Origin of the sequence: Methanoplanus sp. FWC-SCC4, assembly GCF_032878975.1 — an archaeon.
Classification (GTDB): Archaea; Halobacteriota; Methanomicrobia; order Methanomicrobiales; family Methanomicrobiaceae; genus Methanochimaera; species Methanochimaera problematica.
This window is the reverse complement of sequence record NZ_CP043875.1, coordinates 360,217-385,513: the sequence shown is the minus strand read 5'-3', so window position 1 is coordinate 385,513 and position 25,297 is coordinate 360,217. Positions and strand designations below refer to the sequence as shown.

The window sequence follows — 25,297 nt, the reverse complement described above, 5'->3', positions numbered from 1 at the left end:
ACATACGAATATTCAAAAATCATCTAAATTATATAATTTTTCAGGAACAGCCGTTTTTCATTTCGAAAAACAATAACAGATTTTCCAAATAACAATCTGAATATAGAAACAAAATTAAAAAAATAATTAAATTTTATTTATTTTACCAGGGCTTTGAGATAAGCTCTTTCTTCTCAACGCGTGTTCCGTCGCCCTTGTGTGGCCTTCTGATTACACCGTCGCCTGCTTTCTCAATTTCACGTGCTTCTTCACAGAGGAGCATTGCCTGGCGCATCATCTCGTGTGCGGATGAAACGATAGGTGTGTAGTTTTCGTGACCCTTTGTCATGAAACAACCCTTGACATTCTGGCCTGCAACTGCCTGTGCAATCTCGTATGCTGCACGTCCTTTTGCATATGCGTATGGGTTTGTGAACTCATTTGCAACTGCTTTGTCGGATGTCATGACGATCTTTGGAAGAACAAGGTCTGCACCCTTCTTTCCTTCTTTTACCTGGTCAATTACTTCATCAAGTGCAATCTGGAGTTTGGAGAATGCGCCTGTGAGTGCGAGAACCTTTACAAGGTTTCCATTAAAGTCTGACATTTCCTTAGGGTCAAGGAATTCACGGCGTGCACCAATCATGGAGTCTGCCTTCATGATGATGTATCCAAATGCTGATTCCTTGAGTGCTGCAAAGTCATCTTTCTTTGATGTGATATCGTCTGTAATTACAATACATGGAATGCCTGCTGCTGCAAGTGCCTCACGTGCTCCCTTTGGTCCGGGAAGAACACCGTTTGGAGACACAACAATACAAAAGTCAGGTGCCCATGCCTTCATGTTGTCAACAACACGTGCAATGTCGTTTTCCTGAAGTTTTGTTCCGCTTGTTGCCATGAATGTTTCCATGTCTTCACGGTCTGCACGCTCATCAAGGAGTAATTCAGCCATAACACCACTTGCGATGTTGCCGAGTTTTGCGATTCCAACTTTAACTACCATATTCTATACCTCTCAAATTTGAGAACATTTTAAATTCAGCAGATCTGCTAATAAAGATTTTGAAATCTTCCTTTTCTGTACACAGTTAACTTAACATGTTAATTAGAAGTGTTTAAGTTCAGGTAAACATATAACCATATTAATGAAAGATAGTCTACTTACTGACCGCCAAAAAGAAGTGCTCAGGTACCGTAAACATGGTTATACCCAGCAGCAGATTGCAGACATCATAAAAACTTCCAAAGCAAATGTGTGCACGATTGAGAAAGCAGCGATGGAAAACATCAAAAAAGCAAAAGAAACAATCGAATTCCTATATACCCTCGATGCCACCCATTTATGCACCATAAGCGCAGGTTCTGATTTTATTGAGGCAGCCAAGGATATCTTCAAAGAAGCTGAAGTTGAGGGTATAAAAGTACGATACGACACAATATCTCTCATTAACCGTATGCGCGACTCAAATCCGGAACGCTTCCGGGCAAGATACATAAAAGACGACATTGATGTATACATCAATAAAGAAGGCGACATATATTTCAATTAAATATCTGAAATTATTATTTTCCAAAGAATTTTTTAGTCATAATGCCCATATATTCAAATAAAATCAAAAAATTGTACAGATTATAAATTGTTAATTCAGATCATGTGGAAATATTCAGACTTACAATAATACTATAAAATCATCATCAGGCATTTTCTCTTTTTTATTCATGAGTTCCAAAATACAAATCTTTATAATAAAATAAATAGAACATTTAGGAAACCGTTATGAAATTTGCATGAAATGTTGTTCATGAACCTGTCAACGACAGAGAATAAACATCATTGAAAGACAAATTTTCATAAAGTGGTTGCCCGGAAACCTGAAATCGTTTCAGGATTCTGGTGATTGCCGAGATAGTTGTTTATTACCCTTTGAAGGGTAGTAACGGGCTGACGACGTAGGATCTGATGTATGCGCCAAATTATGGGGTGGACGAAAATGTATTTTCGGCCCTTTTTCTGGCATTGACCAGAAGAGCGCAGGTAAAGGTCAGAATCTGTTAGAGAGACGTGAAAGCTATTGGCCGGCAGAATTCGGTCAAGGCTAAGGAATTATTTAATTCCAAAAAGGCAGGCAGAAGATTACTGCATGTTATTCAGCAGACCCTTAATCTGCCGGAGTAAACAATACACGAGTATCCAGGTTCATTAGGCCAGACGAGAACGTCTGTTTAACCCTTCAGGAACATGTTTCCTGAAATCTCGGAAAAACAGTATCGATTTAATAATTAAATCAAGATTTAGGATTGATTGAAAAATGGCCGAAATATCCAGACCACGCAGAGGATCTCTTGCATACAGTCCCCGCAAGCGTGCAAAGAGCCAGGTACCAAAATACAAATCCTGGCCTGAGTACGAAGGGGAGCCAAAACTGCAGGGATTTGCCGGATACAAAGTGGGTATGACGCATATTGTAATGGTTGATGACCACAAAAACAGCCCAAGTGAGGGCAAGGACATCACAGTACCTGTTACAATTGTCGAAATTCCACCCATGAAGGTTGTTGCAGTGCGTGCATACGCTAAGGATACATACGGAAAGCATGCATTCTCAGAAGTGTGGGCAGAAAATGTCGACGAAGCACTCAAAGGACGCATTGCAATTCCAAAGAACAACAACAGTGCAGATAACACTCAGAAAATCCGTGACGCTATCGCAAACGAGAGAGTCTCTGACATTTTTGCATTAATGTACACTCAGCCGGCAGCGCTTACCGGTGTTCCAAAGAAAGTTCCGGACTTAATGGAAGTCCGTGTTGCCGGCGGAAGCATGGAAGCACGCCTCGAATTTGCAACAGGACTCTTTGGTTCAGAAATTGAACTGGATGCAGTTGCAGAAGAAGGCCAGTACATAGACGTTACAGCAGTAACAACAGGTAAAGGCACAAACGGCCCTGTCAAACGCTGGGGTATTCAGACACGTAAGGGAAAACACTCTGTCGGTGGAAAGAAACGCCACATTGGAAACCTTGGACCATGGACACCTCACCACGTAAGATGGCAGGTTCCACAGATGGGTCAGATGGGATACCAGCAGAGAACAGAATTCAACAAGCGTATCCTTAAATTGGGAACAGAACCGGAGTCAATTAATCCTGACGGCGGATTCCTCCACTACGGTCTCGTAAGAGGAAAGTACATCGCTATCAAGGGATCAGTACCCGGACCTGTCAAGCGTCTTGTAAGAATCAGACCTGCAATTCGTATCAGAGGCCATGTTGACCGTGTACCGTCAATCAGCTATGTCAGCACAATGAGCAAGCAGGGGTGATCTGAGATGATAACACAGATTAGAACAATAGACGGAAATGTTGCAGGAGATATTGAACTCCCGGCTGTATTCGAAGAAGCATACCGCCCTGACCTCATAAAAAATGCTGTACTGGCACTCCAGAGCACACGCTTCCAGCCACACGGAACAAACGCATACGCAGGACTCAAGACATCAGCTGAATCCTGGGGTAGCGGACGTGGTGTCGCACAGGTACCAAGAATCAAAAACGGTTCACGTGTAGCACGTATTCCACAGGCAGTAGGCGGACGTGCAGCTCATCCTCCAAAAGTAGAGAAAATCCTTGTCCGTAAAATAAACAAGCAGGAAAAAAGAAAGGCAATCAGGTCGGCTATCGCCGCAACCACAATCGAAGAGCTTGTTCTCGCACGCGGACACAAATTTGAAGGAACAATACCATTCGTCTTTGAAGACTCTTTTGAATCACTTGAACAGACAAAAGACATTGTCGAAGCTCTCAAAGCAACAGGACTTTACGCAGATGTCGTTCGTTCAAGAGACTCCAAGAAAGTTCGTGCAGGACGCGGAAAACTCCGTGGACGCCGTTACAAACAGCGCAAGAGTCTCTTAATTGTCACAGGAGAAAAACAGCTCCGTGCAGCAAGAAACCTTGCAGGTGTTGACTCAATAACAGTAGACGAACTTAATGCAGAACATCTTGCACCTGGAACACAGGCAGGACGTCTGACAGTATGGACTGTTTCAGCTATTAACAAACTGGAGGAGATGTAAAAATGATAATCAAGAACCCATATGTTTCAGAAAAGGCATCAATGGACCTTGAGTACAAAGGAAAACTCCAGTTCATAGTAGATCGCGCAGCAACAAAGAAACAGATTGCAAAAGAGATCGAGAGGATGTTCGACAAGGAAGTTGTCTCTGTAAAGACCCTCATGACAATGAAAGGTCAGAAAAAGGCAATGGTCACATTCGCTGACGAAAAAGCAGGCGAAGAGATCCTCAGCAGACTCGGAGTAATGTGAGGGTGGTGTAAATGGGAAAACGCATTATCTCGCAAAACCGTGGTCGTGGAGGTCCTGTATACCGTGCACCGTCACATAAATACAAGGCTTCACTCAAGCACCCCGGTAACATATCAACAACCGTACGCGGAGAAATTATTGATATTGAACATGACCCTGCACGTCACGCACCTATTGCAAAGGTTGTCCTCGCAGAAGGTGAGAAGATTTTCATGCTCGTTACAGAAGGCATGGGAGTTGGCGACAATGTTGCATGGGGACCTGAAGCAGAAGTCAAAAACGGGAACACTCTGAAACTTATCGACATTCCTGTCGGTGCATATGTATGCAATGTTGAGGCAAGACCCAACGATGGCGGTAAATTCATCCGTTCAAGCGGAGTTCAGTCCCAGGTTATCGGTAAATCCGATGACGGACGCGTCGGAATAAAAATGCCAAGCGGCAAACACAAGTGGTTCCACGGGGACTGCCGTGCAACCGTTGGTATTGTAGCCGGCGGAGGACGCAGTGAAAAACCGTTTGTAAAAGCAGGAAAGAAATTCCACAAGATGAAGTCACAGGCAGCAAAATGGCCTCGTGTCAAAGGTGTCTGTATGAACGTAATCGACCACCCGTTCGGTGGCGGTGGACATCAGCACTGTGGACGTCCAAAGACAGTATCACGTGGTACATCACCAGGTAGAAAAGTCGGACATATCGCTGCAAAGAGGACAGGCAGGAAATAAGGAGTGTAGCAAACTATGGCAAAGAAAACGCAGAAGAGATTGCCGAGGCGAAAAGAGGAATTTACCTACCACGGCTTTAAAATTGAAGAACTTCAGCAAATGAGTCTGAGCGAGCTTCTCCCTATCATGCCGTCAAGGGCACGCCGCAAATACAACCGCGGTCTGTCAGAAGGACATGAGAAGGTTCTTGCTGAAGTCAGAGAAGGCAAAGAGCGTATCAGAACCCACATTCGTGATCTGGTAATCATGCCCGATATGATTGGAAAGACAATCGAAGTGTACAACGGTAAGGAATTTACCAAAGTAGAAATTCAGCCTGAAGCTGTATTCATGTATCTTGGTGAATTCGCACTTACAAGAAAACGTGTCTCACACGGTAGTGCTGGTATCGGTGCAACAAGATCCAGTAAATTCGTCCCACTGAAGTGATGTAAATGGCAAGAACAAACTATTCACTTAAGATGGAAGCCGAACAGATTGCCCGTGCAAAGGCTAACGAACTTCCAATCTCTCCAAAGCATGCCATTGAGATCACAAGATTCATCAAAGGCAAGACAACAAAGGAAGCAATTGCATACCTCGAAGATGTTGTGGCCCTCAAGAAGGCAATTCCATTCAAGAGATTCAACAGAAATGTTGCACACAAAAGAGGTCTTGACAAATGGGACGCTGGAAGATACCCTGTCAAAGCATCATCCGAATTCCTCAAAGTTCTCAGATCAGTTGAGAAAAATGCGGAATACATCGGTCTTGATACTGAGAAACTTGAGATCTTCTTCGCAACATCCAACAGAGGAAGAAGACAGCGCGGAATCTTCCCGCGTGCAATGGGAAGGGCTACAGCGAAATTCGCAGAGTCCGCAAATGTCGAAATTATGGTCAGAGAGGTGGAGTAATTGGCAGTAGAGAAAAGATTTGTTGAGGACGGTGTTCGCGGAGCACGCGTTGAGCAGTACCTCTCAAAAGAACTCAAGAGAGCCGGATACGGCGGAATGGAAATTGTTCGTACTCCCCTTGGGACACAGATCACAATCTTCGCTGAGAAACCTGGTATTGTAATCGGAAAGGGCGGAAAAGTTGTACGTGAACTTACAGCAACACTCCAGAACGAATACAATATCGAATCACCACAGATTGAAGTCCAGCAGGTAGAAAATCCGGCATTCAATGCACAGATCATGGCAGAACGCCTTGCAAATTCACTTGAACGCGGATGGTACTTCCGTAAGGCAGGATCCAGCATCCTTCGCCGAGTCATGGAATCAGGCGCACTTGGCTGTCAGGTTGTAATGTCAGGAAAACTTACAGGTGCACGTTCACGTGTTCAGAAGTTCTCAGAAGGATACGTCAAATTTGCAGGCGAACCAAGTCTGACAATTGTTGAACACGGATATGCAATCGCAGTCAAAAAACTCGGAACTATCGGATGTACCGTAAGAATCGTTCCTCCTGGTGCACAACTTCCAGATCACTTTGAAATTCTCGAAGCAGAACCTGTTAAGGAACCCGTTGAAACCAAACCTGTAGAAGAGGAAATCGAAGATATTCCTGCAGAAGAGGTCATCGGAAAAGAGATTGACGAAGAGATGGAAGCCGCAGAGGACGTACCCGCAGAGGAGGATTTCTGAAATGGCTATCTTTCGTGCATCAGAAGTTGCACAGTTCAGTGATGTCGAATTGTCAGAACAGCTTGACAAGCTTGAACTTGAACTTGTTCAGGATCTTGGAAAGGTAAGCGCAGGTGGAGCACCGGAGAACCCCGGCCGCATTCACGAAATCAAGCGCACCATTGCAAGAATCAAAACTGAGCAGAACAAACGGAGAAAAGAGGCTTGATCACACCTCAGAATGTATGCAGACATGAATTAATCGGTCTGGAGATATATATCTCCAATTCAACCAATCCTTCGCAGATTGGAATAACCGGTATAATTGTTGATGAAAGCAAAAATCTGCTGACAATACATTCTGGGAACGGCCTCAAAAAAGTGCAGAAAACAGGCTTAAAAATTGACCTTCATCTTCCAGATGAGACCCGTCTAAGGGTTGATGGATCAGTGTTGGTTATGCAGCCTGAAAAAAGAATCAGCATGCGAATCAAAAATCTGAGGTAAATATGGCTAAAAACACAGGGTTAAACGTCGCAATTCCGGAGAAGGAATGCAATGACGTAAACTGTCCATTTCACGGCACTTTGCCAGTACGCGGCCAGGTGATTACCGGTAAAGTCGTGAGTGACCGCATGCAGGGATCAATTGTAGTATCAAGAGATTACCTGCACTACGTGAAGAAATACAAGCGTTACGAAAAACGCTCATCAAAGCTTCACGCACACAACCCTCCATGTCTTGGCGCCAAAGTCGGCGATGTAGTAAAAATCGCTGAATGCAGGCCAATTTCCAAGACAAAGAAATTTGTTGTAGTAGAGGTGTCTGAGGAATGAAAGCAATTCAGTCTAAAATTCCAAGGGCAATTTCAACAGGTTCAAAATTAACCTGTGCAGACAACACCGGTTCACGTCAGGTACAGATTGTATCTGTCGACAAGTACCATGGTGTCCGCAGACGTCAGCCAAAACTTGGTCTTGGCGACATGGCAACAGTTTCTGTAAAGAAGGGTACTCCTGAAATGCGCCGCAAGCTTGAAAAAGCAGTCGTAATCAGGCAGAAAAAAGAAATTAGAAGAGTGAACGGACTTCGTCTGACTTTCGAGGACAATGCAATGGTCATCACAAACGAACGTGGTGAACCAAAAGGCACAGAAATCAAAGGCCCTGTGGCCCGTGAAGTTGCCGAGCGTTTTCCAAAGATTGGTTCAATGGCGACAATCATCGTGTGAGGTGTATTGGTAATGGTAAGAATTGCAAGCAGTCAGCCAAGAAAACAGCGTAAAGCACGCTACAATGCACCTGCACACATGCGTGGAAAATTCCTTAACGCAAGCCTTTCAAAAGAACTCAAAGAAAAATATGGCAAGTGTTCATTCCGCGTAGTTGAGGGTGACACCGTAAAGGTTCTCCGTGGAGATTTCAAAGGCGAAGAAGCAGTTGTTGACTCAGTCAACACAGAAGCAGGTACAGTTCTGGTTCACGGAGTTTCCGTAACAAAAGTTGACGGAACCGAAGTGCCAAGACCTGTATATGCATCAAATGTGCAGATTGTAAAACTCAATCTGAACGACAAACTTCGTGAAGGAAGACTGGAGGGTAAGAACTAATGTCAAACCATATTAAGAGACTTAATGCGCCAACAGGATGGCGTATTGCAAAAAAGCAAAACGTATTCATTACAAAGACCGCTCCAGGTCCACATAACAAGAATGCAATGCCAATGGTTGTCTGGTTAAGAGATCACACCGGACTTGCCCTCAACATGAAAGAGGTCAAAAAGATCCTTAGCTCAAGATCAATTATTGTAAACGGCAAGGTATGCACTGATCCTAAAATGGGATTGGGAGTTTTTGATATCGTTGCAATTCCAAAGATGGAGAAATACTTCAGAATTCTCCGCAACAAGAAGGGCGACTATGTCTCAGTGGACATCTCAGAAGAAGATGCAAAAACACGCCTTTGCAAAATTGCCGACAAGACAATTGTAAAGGGTGGAAAGATCCAGCTCAATCTCCGCTACGGTGCAAACATTCTCGTTGATTCACAGGAATACAAGCCTAAAGATTCAGTTGTTCTGAATATTGCAGAAGGCGACGGACACTTTACAGTAGTGGACCACTTCCCATTTGCAGAAGGAAATGTTGCAATGATCATTGGTGGACGCCACTCAGGAAAGGTTGGCAAAATTACAAAGATCAATGTAATTCCCGGAAGCATCTCCAACAGGATTTATCTTGTAGAAGAAAAGAGTGGCGAAGAATTCGACACTGTTGAAGATTATACCTTCATGGTTGGAAAATCAGAGTCCGTAATCAAGGAATGGGGGATTGAAGAGTAATGAACCCAATGCAGAATCTGCACATTGACAAGATCGTTGTCCACATGGCAGTAGGCGAAGCCGGTGAAAAACTGGTTAAAGCTGAAACAATCCTGAAAGAAATTACAGGCCAGCAGTCAGTAAGGACAATTGCAAAACGCACCCAGCCGGCATTTGGTATCAGAAAAGGCCAGCCAATCGGTTGCAAAGTCTATCTCAGAGGAGAAAAGGCTGAGGAATTTGTCCGTACATCACTCGAAATCATCGAGAAAAAACTCTTTGCAAGCCAGTTTGACAAATCAGGAAATATTTCTTACGGTATTGAAGAACACACAGATTTCCCAACCCAGAATTACGATCCAATGATCGGTATCTATGGTATGGATGTAAACGTCATCCTTGAGAAGAAAGGTGTTCGTATCGCAAGAAGAAGCATTCAGACAAAAAAACTTCCTGAGAAGCAGAGAGTGACAAGCGAAGAAGCAATCAAATTCATGGAAGAAGAATTTGGTGTCGAGGTGCAGTAAACATGGCTGAAAAAAATTCAAATGAACAGGAAGCACCTGCAAAAATATTTGGACGCGGTGCTAACGAATGCCAGATGTGCGGAAGAAAGCAGGGTCTTGTACGCAGGTACAATATTATGCTCTGTCGCCAGTGCTTCCGTGAATCTGCTCCGAAGATCGGCTTTAAGAAGATGAACTAAGAGGGTGTTTAAAGATGACAAGGCTTAATCCAATTGCAGATGCAATGAGCGCTATCAAAAACGCCTCTGACGTAGGTAAGACAGAATGTATTGTCGAACCCGCAGGCAAACTTCTTGGAGCAATGCTCGGCATCATGAAGGAAGAGAACTACATTGAAAGCTTCGAGCTTATCGATGACGGCAGAGGCGGACAGTTCAGGATCTCACTCAACGGAAACATAAACAAATGCGGCGTTATCAGCCCGCGTTTTGCTGTTAGTGTTGATGAACTTGAAAAATGGGAAAACCAGTACCTCCCTGCAAAGAACTTTGGAATACTCCTGATTACAACATCAAAGGGTGTTCTGTCACACGAAAATGCACGCCGTCTCGGTGTAGGCGGAGAACTTCTCGGATATGTATACTAAAGGTGACAGGAAATGATCACAGAAAGAAAAGTTACAATTCCGGAGGGTGTCAACGCTGAAATTATCGGTTCAACTCTCTCTGTTTCCGGACCTAAAGGAAAAATTGAGAGAAATATGCACTACCCCAATGTCAACATAAAAATTGAAGAAGGGGAATTCGTTGTTTCAACCGAATCAACAAGGAAGAAGATTACCGCTATGCTCGGAACATACGCATCACACGCAAAAAATATGTGCAGAGGCGTTACCGAAGAGTATGTCTATACAATGAAAGTTGTATACAGTCACTTCCCAATTCAGCTCAAGACCAGCGGAAACAAACTTGAGATCGCAAACTTCCTCGGTGAAAAGGAATCCCGTTTCGCTGAAATTCCAGAAGGTGTCAAGATTAAAATCAGCGGTGATGAAATCACACTGACAGGAATTAACAAAGAAATGGTAGGAACTGCATCAGGGAGAATTGAGAGAGCAACAAAAGTCCGTGGACGTGATTCACGCGTTTTCCAGGACGGAATTTACATCGTAAACAAGGCGTGATGAAAAATGGTTGACGATAAAATAAGACTGATAAGGGCAAGGAACGCCCAGCGTGCAACCTTTAAGCGCCAGGGTCTGTCCCGGAAAAAGAAACTTGAAGACACCTGGAGAAGACCACGTGGTCTTCAGAGCAAACAGAGGAAGCAGTACCGTGCAAAAGGACGCCACCCAAGATCAGGCTTTGGAAGCCCGAAGGCAGTCCGCGGAATGCACCCGTCAGGATACGAAGAAGTACTTGTATTCAACATAGCAGATCTCGAAGGTCTTAACTCAGAGATTCAGGCAATCAGGATTGCTGCAGCTGTTGGAAACAAAAAGCGTGCTTCAATTCAGGAAAAAGCTGCAGAGCTTACACTTAAAGTCATAAACCCAAAGGATGTTTCAATAAAGACCGGAGAGGTCGCTGAAGCAGCAGAAGAGGTGAAAGACAATGAGTGATCTGAAAAACCAGAAGCGTATGGCAGCAGCAGTTCTCAAATGTGGTGTAAACCGTGTATGTCTGAACCCTGAAAATGCAGAGGAGATCTCCAATGCTATTTCACGCGAAGATATCAGAGGACTTGTTGAAGAAGGTGCAATTTCCGCCAGACCTGTAAAGGGCATAAGCCGCGGAAGAGCACGTGTACTTGCAGCAAAGCGTTCATACGGTCACTGTAAAGGTGCAGGACGCAGGAAAGGTGCAGCAGGAGCACGCAATCCATCCAAGCGCATATGGATTAGAAAAATACGCGCAATCAGAAGAGAACTTCGCACACTCCGTGATGAAGGCGAGATTGACGCACATTTATACAGAATTATGTACAGAAAAGCAGCTGGAGGGCAGTTCAGAAGTGTTGCCCACATGAAGGCACAGCTTGAGCAGATCTCAGGGAGGATGGAATAATGGCAACAGGTCCAAGATATTTTGTCCAGTTCCGCAGACGCAGAGAAGGCAAAACAGACTACTACAAGCGCTTAAAACTTCTCCTCTCCGAGAAACCACGTATGGTCGTTCGTAAGACTAACAAACAGATCATCTGTCAGCTTGTTGAAGCTCACCTTGATGGTGACAGAACACTTGTTGCCGCATATTCAAGTGAACTTGAAAAATATGGCTACAAAGGTGCAACCGGAAACACACCAGCTGCATACCTTACAGGTATGCTCTTTGCAGTCAAGGCATTCAATGCAGGCTACGAAGAAGCAATTCTGGACATTGGTCTTCACCGTGCAACATACGGCGCAAAAATATTTGCAGCACTGAAAGGAGCTGTAAATGCAGGCTTCAACATTCCTCATGGCGAGGATATCCTTCCTGATGATGACAGGGTAAAAGGAGTACACATCGCAGAATACGCTCCTGAGAGAGCAGGCGATCTTGTAGAAAATGTCGAAGCAGTTGAAGATGCAATTATGAAGGAGCTGAGATAATGGCCTTTGAACAGGAAGAATGGATTCCTCTCACCGGTCTCGGAAAGAAGGTAGCCGCCGGAGAAATCCCAAGCCTTGACACTGTGCTTGAAAGCGGAAGACCAATCAAAGAGCCACAGATCGTTGACTACTTCCTCCCGGATCTTGAAGATGAAGTACTCGACATCAACATGGTGCAGAGAATGACCGACAGTGGCAGACGTGTTAAATTCCGCTGTGCTGTTGTAGTAGGAAACAGCAATGGTTACATTGGCTTTGGCCAGGCAAAGGATGCCCAGGTCGGAAATGCAATTAAAAAGGCAATTGCCAATGCAAAAATCAATATAATCAAAGTCAAAAGAGGCTGTGGCAGCTGGGAATGTGCATGTGGTGAGGGTCATTCAATCCCCGTCCGTGCTACAGGAAAGGCAGGCAGTGTAAAAGTTACACTCGTGCCGGCACCACAGGGAATCGGACTTGTAACGGGTGACATCGGAAAGAAAGTATTACACCTTGCAGGTATTCGTGATGTATGGACTTACTCAAGCGGTAACACACGTACAACCATAAACTATGCAAAAGCAACTTACGATGCACTCAAGCAGGCTAACCTTGTAAGAATGGGAGGCTCACAATAATGTACGTCGTTGTTCAGGTTCGTGGTGTTGTAAACACCAGAAAAGAGATCAAAGACACACTCAAAATGCTCCGCCTCCACCACATAAACCACTGTGTCCTTATCCCTGACACACCTGCATATGCAGGTATGATCAGGAAAGTAAAGGATTACGTGGCATACGGCGAAGTAAACTCAGAAGTACTTGCAACAATCCTTGAAACACGCGGACGCCTGACAGGAGACGTAAAACTTACAGATGAATATGTCAAAGAGAACTCAAAGTTCGCAGACATCAGTTCATTTGCAAATGCAATCTGTTCAGGAGAAGCACAGCTTACAGATCTTCCGGGATTAAAACCAGTTCTGCGCCTTCACCCGCCTAGAAAAGGATACAAGTCTATCAAGCGCACATACCAGCAGGGTGGAGCACTTGGTAACTATGGAAGCGAGATAAACAACCTTCTTTACAGAATGAGGTGAAAAGGAGATGCCTGTAAACAAAAGATCAAAATACCGTGGTTCCCGTACATGCGGTGGTGGAACACACAAAAATCGTCGTGGTGCAGGAAATCGTGGAGGAAAAGGACGTGCAGGTCACAGAGACCACCGTTTCACACACTTCCTCCTTGCAGGTCAGGTTCACAATGGAAAACACGGATTTTTCAACCAGACCGGATCTGCAAACAAAGTCCTTGATATCGGCGATATCGATCAGATGATCGATTCACTTGTCGCAAGGGGATTCGCCACTGTCGATGGCGACACAATAATCTTAGATGCAGAGCAGATCGGAATTAATAAAATACTTGGCGGTGGAAAAGTTACACATAAGATGAACATAACCGCCGAGGCATTTTCCGAAACTGCCAAAGCAAAAATCGAAGAGAACGGCGGCCAGATTCTGGCTGCTTAAAATTAATTCATTTTTTTGGTGAACCTAAATATGGGAGCAATGCTGGATAGAATGGAACCCCTGTTGGCGGCAATGCCCGCTGTCAGGAGTCCGGAGGGGCACGTCCACTTCAAAAATAAGATGATGTGGACAGTTGCAGTTCTGATATTGTATTTTTTGTTAACTAATGTTCAGATATTCGGTCTCAGTCCCGACACGCAGGACTGGCTCGGTATGTACCGTGCCCTGCTAGCCGGTGCAAGTGGAACGATTGTCCACCTGGGTATCGGACCGATCGTCACTGCATCAATTGTTCTCCAGCTATTAAACGGTGCTGACCTTCTTGGTATTAACACTTCAGACGCACGTGGCCAGGTCATGTACATGGGCCTTCAGAAACTGCTCATATTCGTTATGATCATTTTTGAAGCTGCACCAAATGTCATTGGAGGTTTCTTAACACCTGACCCTGCAATTGCAATGCAGTTGTTTGGAGGCAGTATGGGTCTGGTATCATTACTGATATTTATCCAGCTGTGTATCGGTGGTTTTCTAATCTTCCTGATGGACGAAGTAGTTACCAAATGGGGTGTCGGTTCCGGTGTAGGTCTCTTCATTGTGGCAGGTGTTTCACAGGGGCTGATTAACGGTTTCCTTAACTGGGCTCCTGTAAACGATGCATATCCTGTTGGTTTCTTCCCCCGTCTGTTCGCAGTTATAGGAGAAGGAGCCAATTTTGTAGAATACTTCGGGCTTGATGTACTTGCCCTTCTGACAACACTCATAATATTTGGTCTTGTAGTATATGCAGAATCAACAAGAATTGAAATTCCGCTTGCACACTCGGCTGTACGAGGTGCAAGAGGCAGATTCCCTGTAAAACTTATTTACGCAAGTGTTCTGCCAATGATTCTTGTTCGTGTTCTTCAGGCTAACTGGCAGATGCTCGGATTGTTCCTCAATAACATGGGAATTACAATCCTCGGAGAGTTTGATGGTCAGAATCCTGTAAACGGAATTATGTATATCACAGCACCAATCAACAGGCCGACTGACTGGATGTGGTGGGTTATTGATCTCGGCCATCCGGTATGGGAAGTCATATTACGTATGGGAATTGATTTCTTTGTAATGGTAGTCGGTGGTGCAATCTTTGCTCTGTTCTGGGTAAAAACAGCAGGCCTTGATTCATCACATGTTGCAAGACAGATCCAGAGGAGTGGTATGCACATTCCGGGATACCGTAGAAACGAGCAGGTTCTCGTAAAATATCTTGACCGCTATATCCCCCGTGTAACAGTCATTGGTGGTATTGCTGTGGGTATTTTAAGTGTTCTTGCAAACTATCTTGGTGTTATCGGAGCTGTTGGAGGTACCGGTCTCCTGCTGACCGTCAGTATTGTCTACCGTCTCTATGAGGAAATTGCAAGTGAGCAGATCATGGAAATGTATCCGGTCATGCGTGGTTTCTTCGGAAAGGAGTGATAAAATTGTCAAAAGGAAAAAAAGTTGTCATAACAGGGGTACCGGGCGTTGGAAAGACTACAGTAATTGACTCTTCACTTGAAGCATTAAAAGAAGAAGGTGTCAATTACACCTCTATCAATTTCGGCACATGTATGTTTGAAGTTGCATGTGATCAGGGAATTGTTAACGACCGTGATGAAATGCGCAAACTGGATCAGGAACTCCAGAGAGCTTTGCAGAAAACTGCAGCACAGGTCATCGCAAAAATACAGGATAATGTCATAATTGACACACACTGCACAGTAAGTACTCCACATGGTTACCTTGCAGGCCTGCCATCGTGGGTATTACAGGAATTAAACCCGGATATCATTGTGCTGGTTGAAACTGATGAAGATCAGATCTTAAAGCGTCGTCTTTCAGACACTTCACGCACAAGGGATATGGAAGGATATTCAACAATTAAGGATCATCAGCGCTTTAACCGTTACATGGCAGCATCATATGCAATGATGACAGGATGTACTGTTAAGATTGTTAAGAATCTTGACTTCCTTCTTGAAAATGCAGTCGGTGAAATGGTAGCACTTCTGAGGTGAGCATTTTTATGGCAAAGACAAATGCAAAACCTGCAGGAATGTTTACATTCCTCATTATAATGGTCCTTGCCATGGTTGTGTACAGCGTTCCTTTTTTAAGAAATGGAATCGCAAACGCTGCGGATGTTATTTTAAGTCCGATACATCAATTTTTGGGTGTTTCATGGCCTGTTATGATTCTTATTCTTGCAGTAATAACAGGATGTTATTCATCTCTTCTTCAAAAGTACACTATTGACTATGAGAAGATGCAGAGAGTGCAAAAGAAGATGCGTGATTTCCAGAAAGTTTTCAGAGAGGCTCAGCTTTCCGGAGATGAAAAGAAATTACGCAAATTAAACGAAAAACGCGACAAGATGATGCAGGATCAGCTTCAAATGTCCCAGGAACAGTTCAAGCCAATGGGATGGATCATGATAATCACAATACCCATATTTCTGTGGCTGTTGCAAAAAGCTCCTGAAATGGGAACAATAACATTTCCCTATCTGGGAGAATTAAATCTGATCGATCCAACTTTCTCATTCCTCCCGGCGTGGATTCTCTGGTACATGATCTGTTCACTGACACTAAGTCAGGTAATTCGCAAAACTCTGGATATAGGAGGCCTTTGATTTGCGAATTACTGTCAGCGGTCCTCCGGGCAGCGGGACAACATCACTTGCAAAACATCTTTCCGAAAAATATTCTTTTGAACTCATATCAGCAGGGGAAGTCTTTCGTTCACTTGCCAGTGAAAAAGATATGAATTTAATTGATTTCGGAAAATTGTGTGAAGAGGATCCCGCTGTCGACAGTTTAATTGATAAGAGACAAAAAGAGATTGGAGAACAAAAAGACAATATAATTATCGAAGGCAGACTTGCCGGACATATGATCCGGAATGCAGATTTGAAAATCTGGGTTTTGGCATCACCTGAATGTCGGGCTGAGAGAATTGCTGAACGTGAAAATGTGATTTTTGAATCCGCAAAGAACGAGACAGTATTACGCGAAGCATCCGAAGCTGCACGATACAAAAAATACTATGATATCGATATCTATAACCTTTCAATATATGATCTTGTAATAAGTTCTGAGAAATGGAATAAAGAAGGACTGGCATCAGTCGTCGATATTGCAGTTGAAAATATCAACCAATAAAAATGGGCCATAAACCCAAATTTTTATTAAACTTCTATTCTGTGTATTTTTGACTCAGAGAATCTGAGAGTTCATTTATGCTTTTTACAACCTTTGCACCATTCTCAATAAGATACATGAGCTGATCTGCAAACCTGCCTTCACAAAAATCATAACAGGAAATATCCATGGATGAAGGCTGAAATATAAACACAGGCTTGTTAATATCCCTTAAAGCTTCGATATTGCATATATTGCCAGGTCCAACCGGCATCATCGTTAAAATTACGGCATCAGACTTTTCAATCATATCTTTTAACGAGGCAATATTATTTTCAGTAATTTCAGTAAAAGGAGGAACGCAGAGAGTATCGATCAAAAGCTCCTTTGCAGTCTTGTAATCGGTATCACCTGCACACAAAATTCCGGCACTAATGTTAAAAGCTGCTCCTTTAAGCATCTGCATGAGATCTGAGCCTGTTCCGCCTCCGCAGACAATATGAACCTTTTCAACACTGCTGAATTTTTTCAGCGGATTTATCAAAGGCCTTATGTAAGGCTTTCCTGAAAGATTGTTTTTCTCAACAAAAGCTTCGATACCAAAATATAAAGCCAGATTTTCTCTTGTAAGAACACTCTCCGGTTTTCCTCCTGCGACAATTTTTCCCTCATTCATTATAATGAGTCTGTCACAGTACTGTGAGGCAAGATTTAAATCATGAAATATTGCAATCCTGGTTACTTTGTCATCAAGATTTTTTATAAGGTTAAGTATCTCAATCTGGTGATTGATATCCAGATGTGATGTGGCCTCGTCGAGAAGAAGAATCTGCGGCTGCTGTGCAAGTGCCCTTGCAATCAAAACTCTTTGTCTTTCACCTCCGCTTATCTCCGTTACGGATTTATTTCTGTAACGCGAGACATTGGTCTTCTCCATCACTTCATCGACAATTCTTCTGTCAACCGCTGTTTCCCCTGAAAATCTTTTCATGTGAGGATACCGCCCCATCATGATAATATCATATACCGAATAATCAAAGTTTATCAGGGTTTCCTGGGGCACAACACTTAATTTACCCGCAATCTCTTTTGGAGAATAACTTTCAAGAGGTTTTTGAAACAACTCAATCTTTCCACAGCGATAATCGAGAACCCTGCTTATTGTTTTTAAAAGAGTTGTTTTGCCTGAACCGTTTCTTCCGAGAATTCCTATAAATTCTCCCCCGTAAAATCCGGTGCTGATGTCCTTTAAAATATCTTCACTGCCGTAACCGGCAAAAAGATTCTCTATTTTTATCATGCTGACATCCTCCTTCTTAAAAGATATACAAAGAAGGGTGCTCCGACAAATGCTGTTATTATTCCCACAGGCATTTCGTTGAAAAATGTTCTTGTAAGAGTGTCTGCACACATCAGAAAAATTCCGCCCGCTATCATAGATGCCGGCAGAAGAACCCGGTGATCAGGGCCTGCTATTAAACGCATGGTATGCGGAACGATAAGCCCGACAAATCCGATTGCACCTGATATGGCAACCGCAATCCCGGTAATGAAAGATCCGGTTGCAAGCACGGCTTTTTTCAGGATTTCAACATTTACTCCAAGATGGACCGCATCTTCTTCCCCCAGTGAAAGTGCATTCAAATCCCTTGCTACTGCAAAAAGGATTACTGACAATACAGGAATTATCAGGGCAAGATATGCATCCCCCCAGTCCGCATTCCAAAATCCGCCCATCATCCAGAACATTATCTGATGAAGACTCTTTCCGGAGTTGTACATTATAAAAGACAAAAAAGCGGATAGAAACATCGAGACTGCAATACCTGATAATAAAAGTGTTTCAACCGGAACTCTCCCGTTTCTCTTTGATATTCCATATACAAGGAAGGTTGCACCCATTGCACCAAAAAATGCAAACAGCGGCAGGAATAAGCCACCTATTGCAACTATCGATATCGCCGCTCCAAGTGCACCTCCTGAAGATGTTCCTATGATATACGGGTCTGCCATCGGATTTTTAAAAAGAGCCTGCATGACAGTCCCTGCAACTGCAAGGCCACATCCTGCAAAAAATGCAATAATTGCTCTTGGAAGCCTTATGTCATATACAATTAGATAAGTTGTCGGGTCGTCAAAAAATGCACACGGCCCTTCGGGTGAATTATTAAAAATCAGACTCCCGATAAAGCCCCATAGATCATTTGGAAAAATATTCTTCAGCTCTACTGTACTTGAACCCCATAATAATGATATTATAAAGGTGATTAATCCGGTCAGCACCAGCAGTGAGAAGAATATTTTTTTATTTTTCATGCAATCCCAAAAGGTATTCACCACCATTACAAATTAATTTTTGTATATTCAGATTTTATTGATCTGATTATCTATTTTTTTGATCTTGACCCTCACCTTTTAAATAAAAGGCACATATTTTAAATAATCATCATTATCCAAAAAAATTAAATTAAGTAAAGTTATATTTAATTATTGAAGACAATTAAACATGAGATGATATTATGATACCAAAAACAGGGATTTTTTTATTAATTTTATTATGTTTATTGATGACAACGCCTGTTTTGGCAGAATCTGCTGATTATACAGGAAATGTTGGGATTACAAACGGGACCACTTTTACAAAAGACGGAATACATTTTGAGTCACAGTCATCAGCCCTTTCGGCTTTGAATTCTTTGTCAAAGAGCCTGAATTTCAATTATGAACTGAATTATACCGGTGATATTCCTGATATCAAATCAATAAACGGCATCTCCGTTAATATAACAAGCGGGAACAGGTGGAATCTTATAGTAAACGGAAACATTGTAAACACCAGCCCTGCCGGATACGAATGCAAAAAAGATGACAACATCATTTTCGCATACGGTCCTGACGGAACAGATGAGAATAATCCGGTCAGATTTGTAAATATTACAGTATCAGATGTCAGAAATTATTTCAAATATGAAGGTGATGTGGAGCTGATACAGGGCACTTTTTCAAAAGACGGAATACATTTTGAGTCAAACACCTCGGCTTTTGGCGCTCTGGAAATCTTATCCATACAGGAATCCTTCCCCTATACAGTTACCTATTCCGAATGGGGAGCATTTATTGATCCAATTAACGGAATCGGGTACAATTCAGATACCGGGGAATACTGGAATTTTCTGGTCAATAATAACCACATGATGACGGGTGCTTCAGATTACGAAGCAAATACCGGAGACACAATTGTTTTTGCATATGGTGCCGATGGCACAGATGAAATCAACGCAACGGCTCTGATAAAAATCAATGTCACAAATGTCGAAAAGTTTGAGGGTTTTGAAGGAAGTGTTCAGCTCACAAAAGGAAGCATAGCCCTGGTTCCCGACTCAGAACATCCTGCATCTAATATATCAGCACTCGCAGCCCTTGATGCTGCATCAAAAGAAGGAGATTTTGAGTACCAGGTGTCTTATGGGGGATGGGGATACCAGCTGGATACAATAGGAAACACAGGGGACTCATCACAATGGATTTTCCTTGTAAACGGGCAAACAGCCCGGACAGGCATTCAGAATTACATATGTAAAGACGGAGACAAACTGTCCTTTTATACAGGCGTATGGGAAGAAGTCACTCCCGGAAACTGGCAGCCACAATCAATTTCAGAATCAGAGTGTATTGTAAACATCTCAGTTAGTGTTCTGCCGTTCAAAACCTGGGAAGGTACAGTTTCCCTGTCAGATTCCGGTTTTGAATACCACCCGTTAAACAATATCTCAAATACATACACGGTTTTAGAAAACACTGATTTGGGCGCACTAAAAAAAGCTTCAGAACAGGGGTTTTTTAGTCTGAATGTCAGTGACAGCTGGTATCAGGATTACGGCACATTCAGTCTGGACGGAATTGCAGACATAAACAGTTCAGCAGAACAGAACAATTACTGGCTTATTTACATCAATGGAGAACCTGTATCCTCAGGTCTGGGAGGCAATAAAGTGGTCAAAGATGATGTAATAAAGTTCTGCTACGGGTTATGCAACTACCCTGAAATGGTAACACCGGATACTGCAGACAAAATGGTTACCATTAAAGTCGGCTCAGTGATACCGGGGATAGATGACCCTGAGAAACCACAGACCGGAGACGGCCCTTCAACTGCCAACCTTAAATGGACAACAACACTTCCGGAATCACCTGACACAAAGCCCCTGATTTACAACGGAAAAATCTACGTATCGACATGGCCCGACATGGACTTTGGAGACGGAGATGAGATGTACCTGTACTGTCTTGATGCTGATACAGGAAACGAAGTCTGGAAAAATACTCTTGAGGACGGATACGGATCTGTTGCAGGCGCTGCAATTGGCGGCGGTAACATTCTTGTCAGGGGTACAAACGGAAAACTCTATGCAGTAAACCTCACTTCAGGCACAACCGAATGGATCAGGACAATTGATGAGAACCCTACGCCATGGTCAGAGGTAAATTCAGCTCCTCTGGTTTACAAAGACAGAATATTTGTAACAGGCCAGAAATCAGGCATTCTTAGCATCTTTGACTTAAAAGGGAATATTCAGTATTCAATGAATACAGGGAACAGTACATACTTTAGTTCACCCCTTGGTGACGGAGATAATGTGTATTTTGCCTGTGGGGGATCTAAAAAACTCTCATGCATCGACATTTACAGCTATGCATGGAAATGGAATGTGACCGTGGATGATTTCATCAGGTCTTCACCGGTTTTGGATGACTCAAATATATATTTCACAACCAAATCAGGCATTTACTGCATTAATAAAGACACAGGAGCATCTTTATGGAATATAGCTGCCAGTCCGGGTTCGGGAACACCCGCAATCTCCGGCGGCTCACTTTTTGTCGGGGAGACAGACGGACTTCACTGCTATGACACTTCAAACGGCGTTGAAAACTGGCACTATGAATCAGGAAGCATAAGCGGTTCTCCGGCAGTATCTGACAAAACAGTTTATTTTGCAACATCAGAAAAGGCAGGAAAGGTAATAGCCCTTGATATTTCCACTCAGAACGTAATATGGAGTTACACACAAACTGCACCTGATGACGGAAACTGGGCATCATTTTACTCCTCATCACCGGCAATATACAATAACAGGCTCTATATCGGCGGCGAATATTACAATAAGGTCTACTGCTTTGGTGCAGGAGACACAGTTATCAATAATCCGGATACAGGAGGCAAAGACAGCTCTGATTCCTCCCCGTCCACTTCCTCAGTCACCTATAAATCGACATTAATTGGAAAGGGAACACTAAATGTCACTGCAATCAGCGGCAGCGAATATTTGGTTAAAGAAAATACCGCACTTGGCATACTCATAAAATCAGGGTATTCATACACCGTGACAGACAGTGCCTTTGAAGAATATGGTTCTCTGTTTATTGACTCCATAAAGGGGAAAAAGACCACAGGTACAACAGGATGGATGTATCAGGTTAATGGAATTTCACCTGGCACTGGTCCTAACAACTATGAATTAAAAGAAGGGGACGAGGTTCTCTGGTACTGGAGTGAGTCAATGACTGACAAACCCGAGGACTCATATGACAAAATTGGTCTAAAGGCAGCATTTTCGAAAAGTCAGACCACAGACTCAAAACAACAGAACGAGAACTCCGGTTTGGGAGATGAATCAACAGAGAGTCCCGGATCAACATACAGTTATAATATAGGACTTCCTGACTCGGCAGACCTGTCACTTCAGGAAAGCAGAACATATCTATCTCTCAGCCTTGATGCCGCTCTCAATGAAGGATATAATGTTAAAAAAGACAAAAACACAATCTCTTTTTCATACGGCGAAACCACAATGGAGATAAAACTCGAGGATTACAAGGAAAAAGACGGTCAGCTTTTCGGCCCTGTGGAGTCAATAACACTTCAGACCGGTCAGCTCGAATCCAATAATAAAAACCTGGGAAGTTTTTCAGTCAACATTAATGCAGACCTTTATGCAGTCCCTGTTGACGCAAAACTTACAACTCTTGTGTATGATGATGTATCTGAAGACAAATTAAGAGAATTCAATTACCTTTTAGCTGGAGAAAACCAGGAGATTGCATCAGTTGGTGCATTTGTAGATGTTCAAAAGAAAAATCTTGAAGACGGAATTGACATTGGAACTTCAGCCATAATATTTACTGTTGATAAAATATGGATGCAGAATAAAGAAAATGCAGATTTAATTAAAATCATCCACATTAAAGACAACGGCGAAACAGAGATTCTAAAAACAGAATTTATCGGTGAAGATGAATCAGGAAGATACAGATTTAAGGCTGTTTCACCGGACGGACTCTCGGGATTTGCCCTTGTCTGGGTAAAGGAAGTCGATGAAAACAGTATATCTGATAAAAAAGGTACATATAATAAAATAGCAGATAAAATACCAGAGGAGATAAAAACAGAGAAAACAAACAGTTCCGGCATATCTCCGCTGGTTTTGATATCTGTCATTATAATTGTGGCAGGAATTTTATTTTATACAACTAAAAACAGGAGATAAAATGAGTAAATTTACAACTTTCACAACTATTTTTTTGATTTTTATGATGGCGGTTGCATGCGCATGTGCTTATCCGCTTACACAAAATGACAACAATGTGGAAAATGCACTTGATTATATCAAAACCTGCCAGAAGGATGACGGCGGTTTTGGAGAATCAGACAGGGGTTCAAATCCTGCAACATCAACATGGGCAATAATGGCCATTGTATCTGCAGGTCAGGATCCAAAAGACTGGAAGAAAAACGGCACAAGTGCAATAGATTATCTTTACAGCATCTCGGATGAGACATATTCAATCGACGGCACAACAGAAACAGCCAAAATGATTATGACCATTACTGCTGCCGGATATGATCCGGAAAATTTTGCAGGTAATAATTTTATCACCCTTTTATCAGGGAAGAAAAAAGAAAACGGTCAGTTCGGTGACCACATATATACAACCAGCTGGGCAGTGACAGCTCTCTCTGCAAACGGTATTGATGCATCAGATTCAATAAAATGGCTAAAATCAGTTCAGAATGAAGACGGGGGTTTTGGATGGACAAAAGGGGCTGAAAGTGACTGTGACGATACATCCTCCACTCTGATGGCCCTGATTGCAGGCGGTGAACCGCAGGATTCAGAATCAGTTCAGAAAGCAATTTCCTTCCTTAAAATATCCCAAAAGGAAAACGGGGGATTCAATTACGGAGGCTCAAGTGAGGCCAATTCAGCATCTGATTCATGGGCAATACAGGCAATAGTCGCTGCAGGAGAAAATCCGGAATCATGGACAACAAAAAGTGGTAATAATCCTGTATCACATCTCCTGAGCCTGCAGGCAGATAAAGGATATTTCAAATGGACAGATTACCTTGAGGACAATAAATGCAGGATGTCAACAAATGCAATTCCGGCACTTATGGGAAAACCCTACCCTGTTATGAAGAATCAGAAAACTGATTCATTAAAAAACACTGTCACATCCAAAACACCTGATAATTCAAATCAAAAAGAAACTCTCAAACCGGAAAACACAGTTAAATCAGATTCTTCTTCAGCTGACTCTGCAAATCAGGATATTGAATACCATGTAGAAATCACAGACGACATGGGCTATACAACAGAGATTTCAAAAATTCCGGAGAGAATTATATCACTGGCACCTTCAAATACGGAAATTCTTTACGCAATAGGTGCAGGCGACAGGGTTGTCGGAGTTACGGATTACTGCAACTACCCAAAAGAAGCACAGTCAAAAGAGAAGGCAGGCGGTTTTAGTTCTGTAAATATTGAAAAGGTTGTATCATTAAAGCCTGATCTCGTAGTTGCCGCATACGGAAACACAGAGGATGTTGTAAACCACCTGAAAGATCTTGGGATGTCTGTAATTACACTAAACCCGACAGACCTTGACAGTGTTTTATCAGACATCACACTTCTCGGGAAAGCAACCGGAAATGTAAAAGAGGCCGGGGAACTTGTATCATCACTCTCAAAAAGGATTGAAAATGTAAAAAGCATAGCTGAACAGGATGAATGCACCCCTGAAGTTGCACATATAGTATGGTACGATCCAATCTGGATAAGCGGGAAAAACACATTCCAGGACGAACTTATCAAAACATCAAACGGAAATAATGCATTCGGTGACATGGACAGCTGGGTAATTGTCTCAATGGAGGACTTCATTACCAAAAACCCTGATGTTCTGATTGTAAATTCCGGTTCAGGCATGGACCAGAACAGCAGAGACTGTATCTATGAATACATAATGAATGAACCCAGATTTAAGAATATAAAGGCGGTAAAGGAGGGAAGAGTCTACATTGCAGATTCGGATACAATCGACAGAGGGGGACCAAGAATTGTCGATGCATTAGAAGAAGTTGCAGCTGACATTCATCCTGAAATGTTTGAAAACACAAACACAAAAACAGAAACAATAAACAGTCAGACCACACCTGTGTATCCCGTCGTTGCAATAGTTTCAGTAATCCTTTCCGTCTTTATGACAGGATTTATCAGGAGGAGGAAAGATTGAAAAAAATATTTTTAACTTTTTT

General features: G+C 42.8%; 33 protein-coding genes. 30 read left to right on the top strand and 3 right to left on the bottom strand.

All coding sequences use genetic code 11. The features are described 5' to 3' along the window. Positions 1-142: 142 nt before the first annotated feature. The gene (locus F1737_RS01880; RefSeq protein ID WP_317137090.1) at positions 143-985 is read right to left on the bottom strand and encodes a F420-dependent methylenetetrahydromethanopterin dehydrogenase; all 843 of its coding nucleotides are present in this window, start codon (positions 983-985) and stop codon (positions 143-145) included. Positions 986-1,127: 142 nt separating this feature from the next. Here F1737_RS01880 and F1737_RS01875 point away from each other — a divergent pair, with 142 nt between their 5' ends. The 28 genes from F1737_RS01875 to cmk all read left to right on the top strand — a co-directional run bounded on the left by F1737_RS01875 (position 1,128) and on the right by cmk (position 16,719). Next, positions 1,128-1,532, top strand: a complete 405-nt coding sequence (locus tag F1737_RS01875) for a Tfx family DNA-binding protein (RefSeq protein ID WP_317137089.1) — start codon at positions 1,128-1,130, stop codon at positions 1,530-1,532. A gap of 759 nt (positions 1,533-2,291) precedes the next feature. After that, complete coding sequence (locus F1737_RS01870) at positions 2,292-3,305, top strand: 50S ribosomal protein L3 (protein ID WP_317137088.1); 1,014 nt, start codon at positions 2,292-2,294, stop codon at positions 3,303-3,305. 6 nt (positions 3,306-3,311) lie between these two features. Beyond that, the gene (gene rpl4p / locus F1737_RS01865; RefSeq protein ID WP_317137087.1) at positions 3,312-4,058 is read left to right on the top strand and encodes a 50S ribosomal protein L4; all 747 of its coding nucleotides are present in this window, start codon (positions 3,312-3,314) and stop codon (positions 4,056-4,058) included. Positions 4,059-4,060: 2 nt separating this feature from the next. After that, complete coding sequence (locus F1737_RS01860) at positions 4,061-4,309, top strand: 50S ribosomal protein L23 (RefSeq protein WP_317137086.1); 249 nt, start codon at positions 4,061-4,063, stop codon at positions 4,307-4,309. An 11-nt stretch (positions 4,310-4,320) separates the two neighbouring features. Continuing rightward, positions 4,321-5,034 carry a 50S ribosomal protein L2 gene (locus tag F1737_RS01855; RefSeq protein WP_317137085.1) on the top strand — a complete coding sequence of 238 codons (714 nt, stop codon included), beginning with the start codon at positions 4,321-4,323 and terminating at the stop codon, positions 5,032-5,034. Between the two features lie 15 nt (positions 5,035-5,049). Further along, the gene (locus F1737_RS01850) at positions 5,050-5,463 is read left to right on the top strand and encodes a 30S ribosomal protein S19 (RefSeq protein ID WP_317137084.1); all 414 of its coding nucleotides are present in this window, start codon (positions 5,050-5,052) and stop codon (positions 5,461-5,463) included. A 5-nt stretch (positions 5,464-5,468) separates the two neighbouring features. Beyond that, positions 5,469-5,930 carry a 50S ribosomal protein L22 gene (locus F1737_RS01845; protein WP_317137083.1) on the top strand — a complete coding sequence of 154 codons (462 nt, stop codon included), beginning with the start codon at positions 5,469-5,471 and terminating at the stop codon, positions 5,928-5,930. Continuing rightward, the gene (locus tag F1737_RS01840; protein ID WP_317137082.1) at positions 5,931-6,662 is read left to right on the top strand and encodes a 30S ribosomal protein S3; all 732 of its coding nucleotides are present in this window, start codon (positions 5,931-5,933) and stop codon (positions 6,660-6,662) included. Position 6,663: 1 nt separating this feature from the next. After that, positions 6,664-6,870 (top strand): 50S ribosomal protein L29, encoded by a 207-nt coding sequence (rpmC, locus tag F1737_RS01835; protein WP_317137081.1) that lies wholly within the window; start codon positions 6,664-6,666, stop codon positions 6,868-6,870. After that, positions 6,867-7,148: a ribonuclease P protein component 1 gene (locus tag F1737_RS01830; RefSeq protein WP_317137080.1), complete on the top strand. Its 282-nt coding sequence runs from the start codon at positions 6,867-6,869 to the stop codon at positions 7,146-7,148. The genes rpmC and F1737_RS01830 overlap by 4 nt, the downstream gene beginning before the upstream one ends. 2 nt (positions 7,149-7,150) lie before the next feature. Next, positions 7,151-7,477 (top strand): 30S ribosomal protein S17, encoded by a 327-nt coding sequence (locus F1737_RS01825; RefSeq protein ID WP_317137079.1) that lies wholly within the window; start codon positions 7,151-7,153, stop codon positions 7,475-7,477. Continuing rightward, positions 7,474-7,872, top strand: a complete 399-nt coding sequence (gene rpl14p / locus F1737_RS01820; RefSeq protein ID WP_317137078.1) for a 50S ribosomal protein L14 — start codon at positions 7,474-7,476, stop codon at positions 7,870-7,872. The genes F1737_RS01825 and rpl14p overlap by 4 nt, the downstream gene beginning before the upstream one ends. Before the next feature lie 12 nt (positions 7,873-7,884). Continuing rightward, positions 7,885-8,250 carry a 50S ribosomal protein L24 gene (rplX, locus tag F1737_RS01815; RefSeq protein WP_317137077.1) on the top strand — a complete coding sequence of 122 codons (366 nt, stop codon included), beginning with the start codon at positions 7,885-7,887 and terminating at the stop codon, positions 8,248-8,250. Next, on the top strand, positions 8,250-8,981 hold the full coding sequence (locus F1737_RS01810) for a 30S ribosomal protein S4e (protein WP_317137076.1): 732 nt from the start codon (positions 8,250-8,252) through the stop codon (positions 8,979-8,981). Before rplX ends, F1737_RS01810 begins: the two co-directional genes overlap by 1 nt. Further along, a complete protein-coding gene (locus F1737_RS01805) occupies positions 8,981-9,487 on the top strand; it encodes a 50S ribosomal protein L5 (protein ID WP_317137075.1) in 507 nt (168 codons plus the stop codon). The genes F1737_RS01810 and F1737_RS01805 overlap by 1 nt, the downstream gene beginning before the upstream one ends. Before the next feature lie 2 nt (positions 9,488-9,489). After that, positions 9,490-9,666, top strand: a complete 177-nt coding sequence (locus F1737_RS01800; protein ID WP_317137074.1) for a 30S ribosomal protein S14 — start codon at positions 9,490-9,492, stop codon at positions 9,664-9,666. A 14-nt stretch (positions 9,667-9,680) separates the two neighbouring features. Further along, positions 9,681-10,073 (top strand): 30S ribosomal protein S8, encoded by a 393-nt coding sequence (locus F1737_RS01795; protein WP_317137073.1) that lies wholly within the window; start codon positions 9,681-9,683, stop codon positions 10,071-10,073. Between the two features lie 12 nt (positions 10,074-10,085). After that, positions 10,086-10,610 carry a 50S ribosomal protein L6 gene (gene rpl6p, locus F1737_RS01790; protein WP_317137072.1) on the top strand — a complete coding sequence of 175 codons (525 nt, stop codon included), beginning with the start codon at positions 10,086-10,088 and terminating at the stop codon, positions 10,608-10,610. Between the two features lie 6 nt (positions 10,611-10,616). Continuing rightward, a complete protein-coding gene (locus tag F1737_RS01785; RefSeq protein WP_317137071.1) occupies positions 10,617-11,048 on the top strand; it encodes a 50S ribosomal protein L32e in 432 nt (143 codons plus the stop codon). Continuing rightward, the gene (locus F1737_RS01780; protein WP_317137070.1) at positions 11,041-11,493 is read left to right on the top strand and encodes a 50S ribosomal protein L19e; all 453 of its coding nucleotides are present in this window, start codon (positions 11,041-11,043) and stop codon (positions 11,491-11,493) included. The genes F1737_RS01785 and F1737_RS01780 overlap by 8 nt, the downstream gene beginning before the upstream one ends. Beyond that, positions 11,493-12,020: a 50S ribosomal protein L18 gene (locus tag F1737_RS01775; protein ID WP_317137069.1), complete on the top strand. Its 528-nt coding sequence runs from the start codon at positions 11,493-11,495 to the stop codon at positions 12,018-12,020. Before F1737_RS01780 ends, F1737_RS01775 begins: the two co-directional genes overlap by 1 nt. Next, positions 12,020-12,637, top strand: a complete 618-nt coding sequence (locus tag F1737_RS01770; RefSeq protein WP_317137068.1) for a 30S ribosomal protein S5 — start codon at positions 12,020-12,022, stop codon at positions 12,635-12,637. The genes F1737_RS01775 and F1737_RS01770 overlap by 1 nt, the downstream gene beginning before the upstream one ends. Further along, positions 12,637-13,098 (top strand): 50S ribosomal protein L30, encoded by a 462-nt coding sequence (locus F1737_RS01765; protein ID WP_317137067.1) that lies wholly within the window; start codon positions 12,637-12,639, stop codon positions 13,096-13,098. Before F1737_RS01770 ends, F1737_RS01765 begins: the two co-directional genes overlap by 1 nt. Positions 13,099-13,105: 7 nt before the next feature. Continuing rightward, positions 13,106-13,531 (top strand): uL15m family ribosomal protein, encoded by a 426-nt coding sequence (locus tag F1737_RS01760; protein WP_317137066.1) that lies wholly within the window; start codon positions 13,106-13,108, stop codon positions 13,529-13,531. A gap of 30 nt (positions 13,532-13,561) precedes the next feature. After that, on the top strand, positions 13,562-14,995 hold the full coding sequence (gene secY / locus F1737_RS01755) for a preprotein translocase subunit SecY (protein WP_317137065.1): 1,434 nt from the start codon (positions 13,562-13,564) through the stop codon (positions 14,993-14,995). A gap of 5 nt (positions 14,996-15,000) precedes the next feature. After that, entirely contained in the window at positions 15,001-15,576 is a 576-nt protein-coding gene (locus tag F1737_RS01750) for an adenylate kinase (protein WP_317137064.1), read from the top strand. Between the two features lie 8 nt (positions 15,577-15,584). After that, positions 15,585-16,190 carry a DUF106 domain-containing protein gene (locus tag F1737_RS01745; RefSeq protein ID WP_317137063.1) on the top strand — a complete coding sequence of 202 codons (606 nt, stop codon included), beginning with the start codon at positions 15,585-15,587 and terminating at the stop codon, positions 16,188-16,190. A 1-nt stretch (position 16,191) separates the two neighbouring features. Next, the gene (gene cmk / locus F1737_RS01740) at positions 16,192-16,719 is read left to right on the top strand and encodes a (d)CMP kinase (protein ID WP_317137062.1); all 528 of its coding nucleotides are present in this window, start codon (positions 16,192-16,194) and stop codon (positions 16,717-16,719) included. A gap of 34 nt (positions 16,720-16,753) precedes the next feature. Here cmk and F1737_RS01735 read toward each other — a convergent pair whose 3' ends face one another. Together F1737_RS01735 and F1737_RS01730 are read right to left on the bottom strand one after the other, a co-directional pair. Further along, positions 16,754-17,998 carry an ABC transporter ATP-binding protein gene (locus F1737_RS01735; protein WP_317137061.1) on the bottom strand — a complete coding sequence of 415 codons (1,245 nt, stop codon included), beginning with the start codon at positions 17,996-17,998 and terminating at the stop codon, positions 16,754-16,756. After that, the gene (locus F1737_RS01730; protein ID WP_317137060.1) at positions 17,995-19,014 is read right to left on the bottom strand and encodes a FecCD family ABC transporter permease; all 1,020 of its coding nucleotides are present in this window, start codon (positions 19,012-19,014) and stop codon (positions 17,995-17,997) included. The genes F1737_RS01735 and F1737_RS01730 overlap by 4 nt, the downstream gene beginning before the upstream one ends. Positions 19,015-19,265: 251 nt before the next feature. On the opposite strand from F1737_RS01730, the gene F1737_RS01725 reads away from it, so the two are divergent. Beyond that, complete coding sequence (locus F1737_RS01725) at positions 19,266-23,246, top strand: DUF4430 domain-containing protein (protein ID WP_317137059.1); 3,981 nt, start codon at positions 19,266-19,268, stop codon at positions 23,244-23,246. A 1-nt stretch (position 23,247) separates the two neighbouring features. Next, entirely contained in the window at positions 23,248-25,275 is a 2,028-nt protein-coding gene (locus tag F1737_RS01720) for a helical backbone metal receptor (protein ID WP_317137058.1), read from the top strand. The last annotated feature ends 22 nt before the right edge of the window (positions 25,276-25,297 follow it).

Excerpts from the sequence above, each read along its gene's own strand:
- F1737_RS01770 (WP_317137068.1), top strand. The coding sequence starts at position 12,020 with ATGGCCTTTGAACAGGAAGAATGGATTCCTCTCACCGGTCTCGGAAAG.
- rpl4p (WP_317137087.1), top strand. The coding sequence starts at position 3,312 with ATGATAACACAGATTAGAACAATAGACGGAAATGTTGCAGGAGATATT.
- F1737_RS01735 (WP_317137061.1), bottom strand. The coding sequence starts at position 17,998 with ATGATAAAAATAGAGAATCTTTTTGCCGGTTACGGCAGTGAAGATATT.
- rpl14p (WP_317137078.1), top strand. The coding sequence starts at position 7,474 with ATGAAAGCAATTCAGTCTAAAATTCCAAGGGCAATTTCAACAGGTTCA.
- F1737_RS01860 (WP_317137086.1), top strand. The coding sequence starts at position 4,061 with ATGATAATCAAGAACCCATATGTTTCAGAAAAGGCATCAATGGACCTT.
- F1737_RS01775 (WP_317137069.1), top strand. The coding sequence starts at position 11,493 with ATGGCAACAGGTCCAAGATATTTTGTCCAGTTCCGCAGACGCAGAGAA.
- F1737_RS01870 (WP_317137088.1), top strand. The coding sequence starts at position 2,292 with ATGGCCGAAATATCCAGACCACGCAGAGGATCTCTTGCATACAGTCCC.
- F1737_RS01800 (WP_317137074.1), top strand. The coding sequence starts at position 9,490 with ATGGCTGAAAAAAATTCAAATGAACAGGAAGCACCTGCAAAAATATTT.
- secY (WP_317137065.1), top strand. The coding sequence starts at position 13,562 with ATGGGAGCAATGCTGGATAGAATGGAACCCCTGTTGGCGGCAATGCCC.
- F1737_RS01765 (WP_317137067.1), top strand. The coding sequence starts at position 12,637 with ATGTACGTCGTTGTTCAGGTTCGTGGTGTTGTAAACACCAGAAAAGAG.
- F1737_RS01720 (WP_317137058.1), top strand. The coding sequence starts at position 23,248 with ATGAGTAAATTTACAACTTTCACAACTATTTTTTTGATTTTTATGATG.
- F1737_RS01745 (WP_317137063.1), top strand. The coding sequence starts at position 15,585 with ATGGCAAAGACAAATGCAAAACCTGCAGGAATGTTTACATTCCTCATT.
- F1737_RS01875 (WP_317137089.1), top strand. The coding sequence starts at position 1,128 with ATGAAAGATAGTCTACTTACTGACCGCCAAAAAGAAGTGCTCAGGTAC.
- rpmC (WP_317137081.1), top strand. The coding sequence starts at position 6,664 with ATGGCTATCTTTCGTGCATCAGAAGTTGCACAGTTCAGTGATGTCGAA.
- F1737_RS01785 (WP_317137071.1), top strand. The coding sequence starts at position 10,617 with ATGGTTGACGATAAAATAAGACTGATAAGGGCAAGGAACGCCCAGCGT.
- F1737_RS01880 (WP_317137090.1), bottom strand. The coding sequence starts at position 985 with ATGGTAGTTAAAGTTGGAATCGCAAAACTCGGCAACATCGCAAGTGGT.
- F1737_RS01760 (WP_317137066.1), top strand. The coding sequence starts at position 13,106 with ATGCCTGTAAACAAAAGATCAAAATACCGTGGTTCCCGTACATGCGGT.
- rplX (WP_317137077.1), top strand. The coding sequence starts at position 7,885 with ATGGTAAGAATTGCAAGCAGTCAGCCAAGAAAACAGCGTAAAGCACGC.
- rpl6p (WP_317137072.1), top strand. The coding sequence starts at position 10,086 with ATGATCACAGAAAGAAAAGTTACAATTCCGGAGGGTGTCAACGCTGAA.
- F1737_RS01825 (WP_317137079.1), top strand. The coding sequence starts at position 7,151 with ATGGCTAAAAACACAGGGTTAAACGTCGCAATTCCGGAGAAGGAATGC.
- F1737_RS01725 (WP_317137059.1), top strand. The coding sequence starts at position 19,266 with ATGACAACGCCTGTTTTGGCAGAATCTGCTGATTATACAGGAAATGTT.
- F1737_RS01795 (WP_317137073.1), top strand. The coding sequence starts at position 9,681 with ATGACAAGGCTTAATCCAATTGCAGATGCAATGAGCGCTATCAAAAAC.
- F1737_RS01780 (WP_317137070.1), top strand. The coding sequence starts at position 11,041 with ATGAGTGATCTGAAAAACCAGAAGCGTATGGCAGCAGCAGTTCTCAAA.
- F1737_RS01810 (WP_317137076.1), top strand. The coding sequence starts at position 8,250 with ATGTCAAACCATATTAAGAGACTTAATGCGCCAACAGGATGGCGTATT.
- F1737_RS01805 (WP_317137075.1), top strand. The coding sequence starts at position 8,981 with ATGAACCCAATGCAGAATCTGCACATTGACAAGATCGTTGTCCACATG.
- F1737_RS01845 (WP_317137083.1), top strand. The coding sequence starts at position 5,469 with ATGGCAAGAACAAACTATTCACTTAAGATGGAAGCCGAACAGATTGCC.
- F1737_RS01730 (WP_317137060.1), bottom strand. The coding sequence starts at position 19,014 with ATGAAAAATAAAAAAATATTCTTCTCACTGCTGGTGCTGACCGGATTA.
- F1737_RS01850 (WP_317137084.1), top strand. The coding sequence starts at position 5,050 with ATGGCAAAGAAAACGCAGAAGAGATTGCCGAGGCGAAAAGAGGAATTT.
- F1737_RS01855 (WP_317137085.1), top strand. The coding sequence starts at position 4,321 with ATGGGAAAACGCATTATCTCGCAAAACCGTGGTCGTGGAGGTCCTGTA.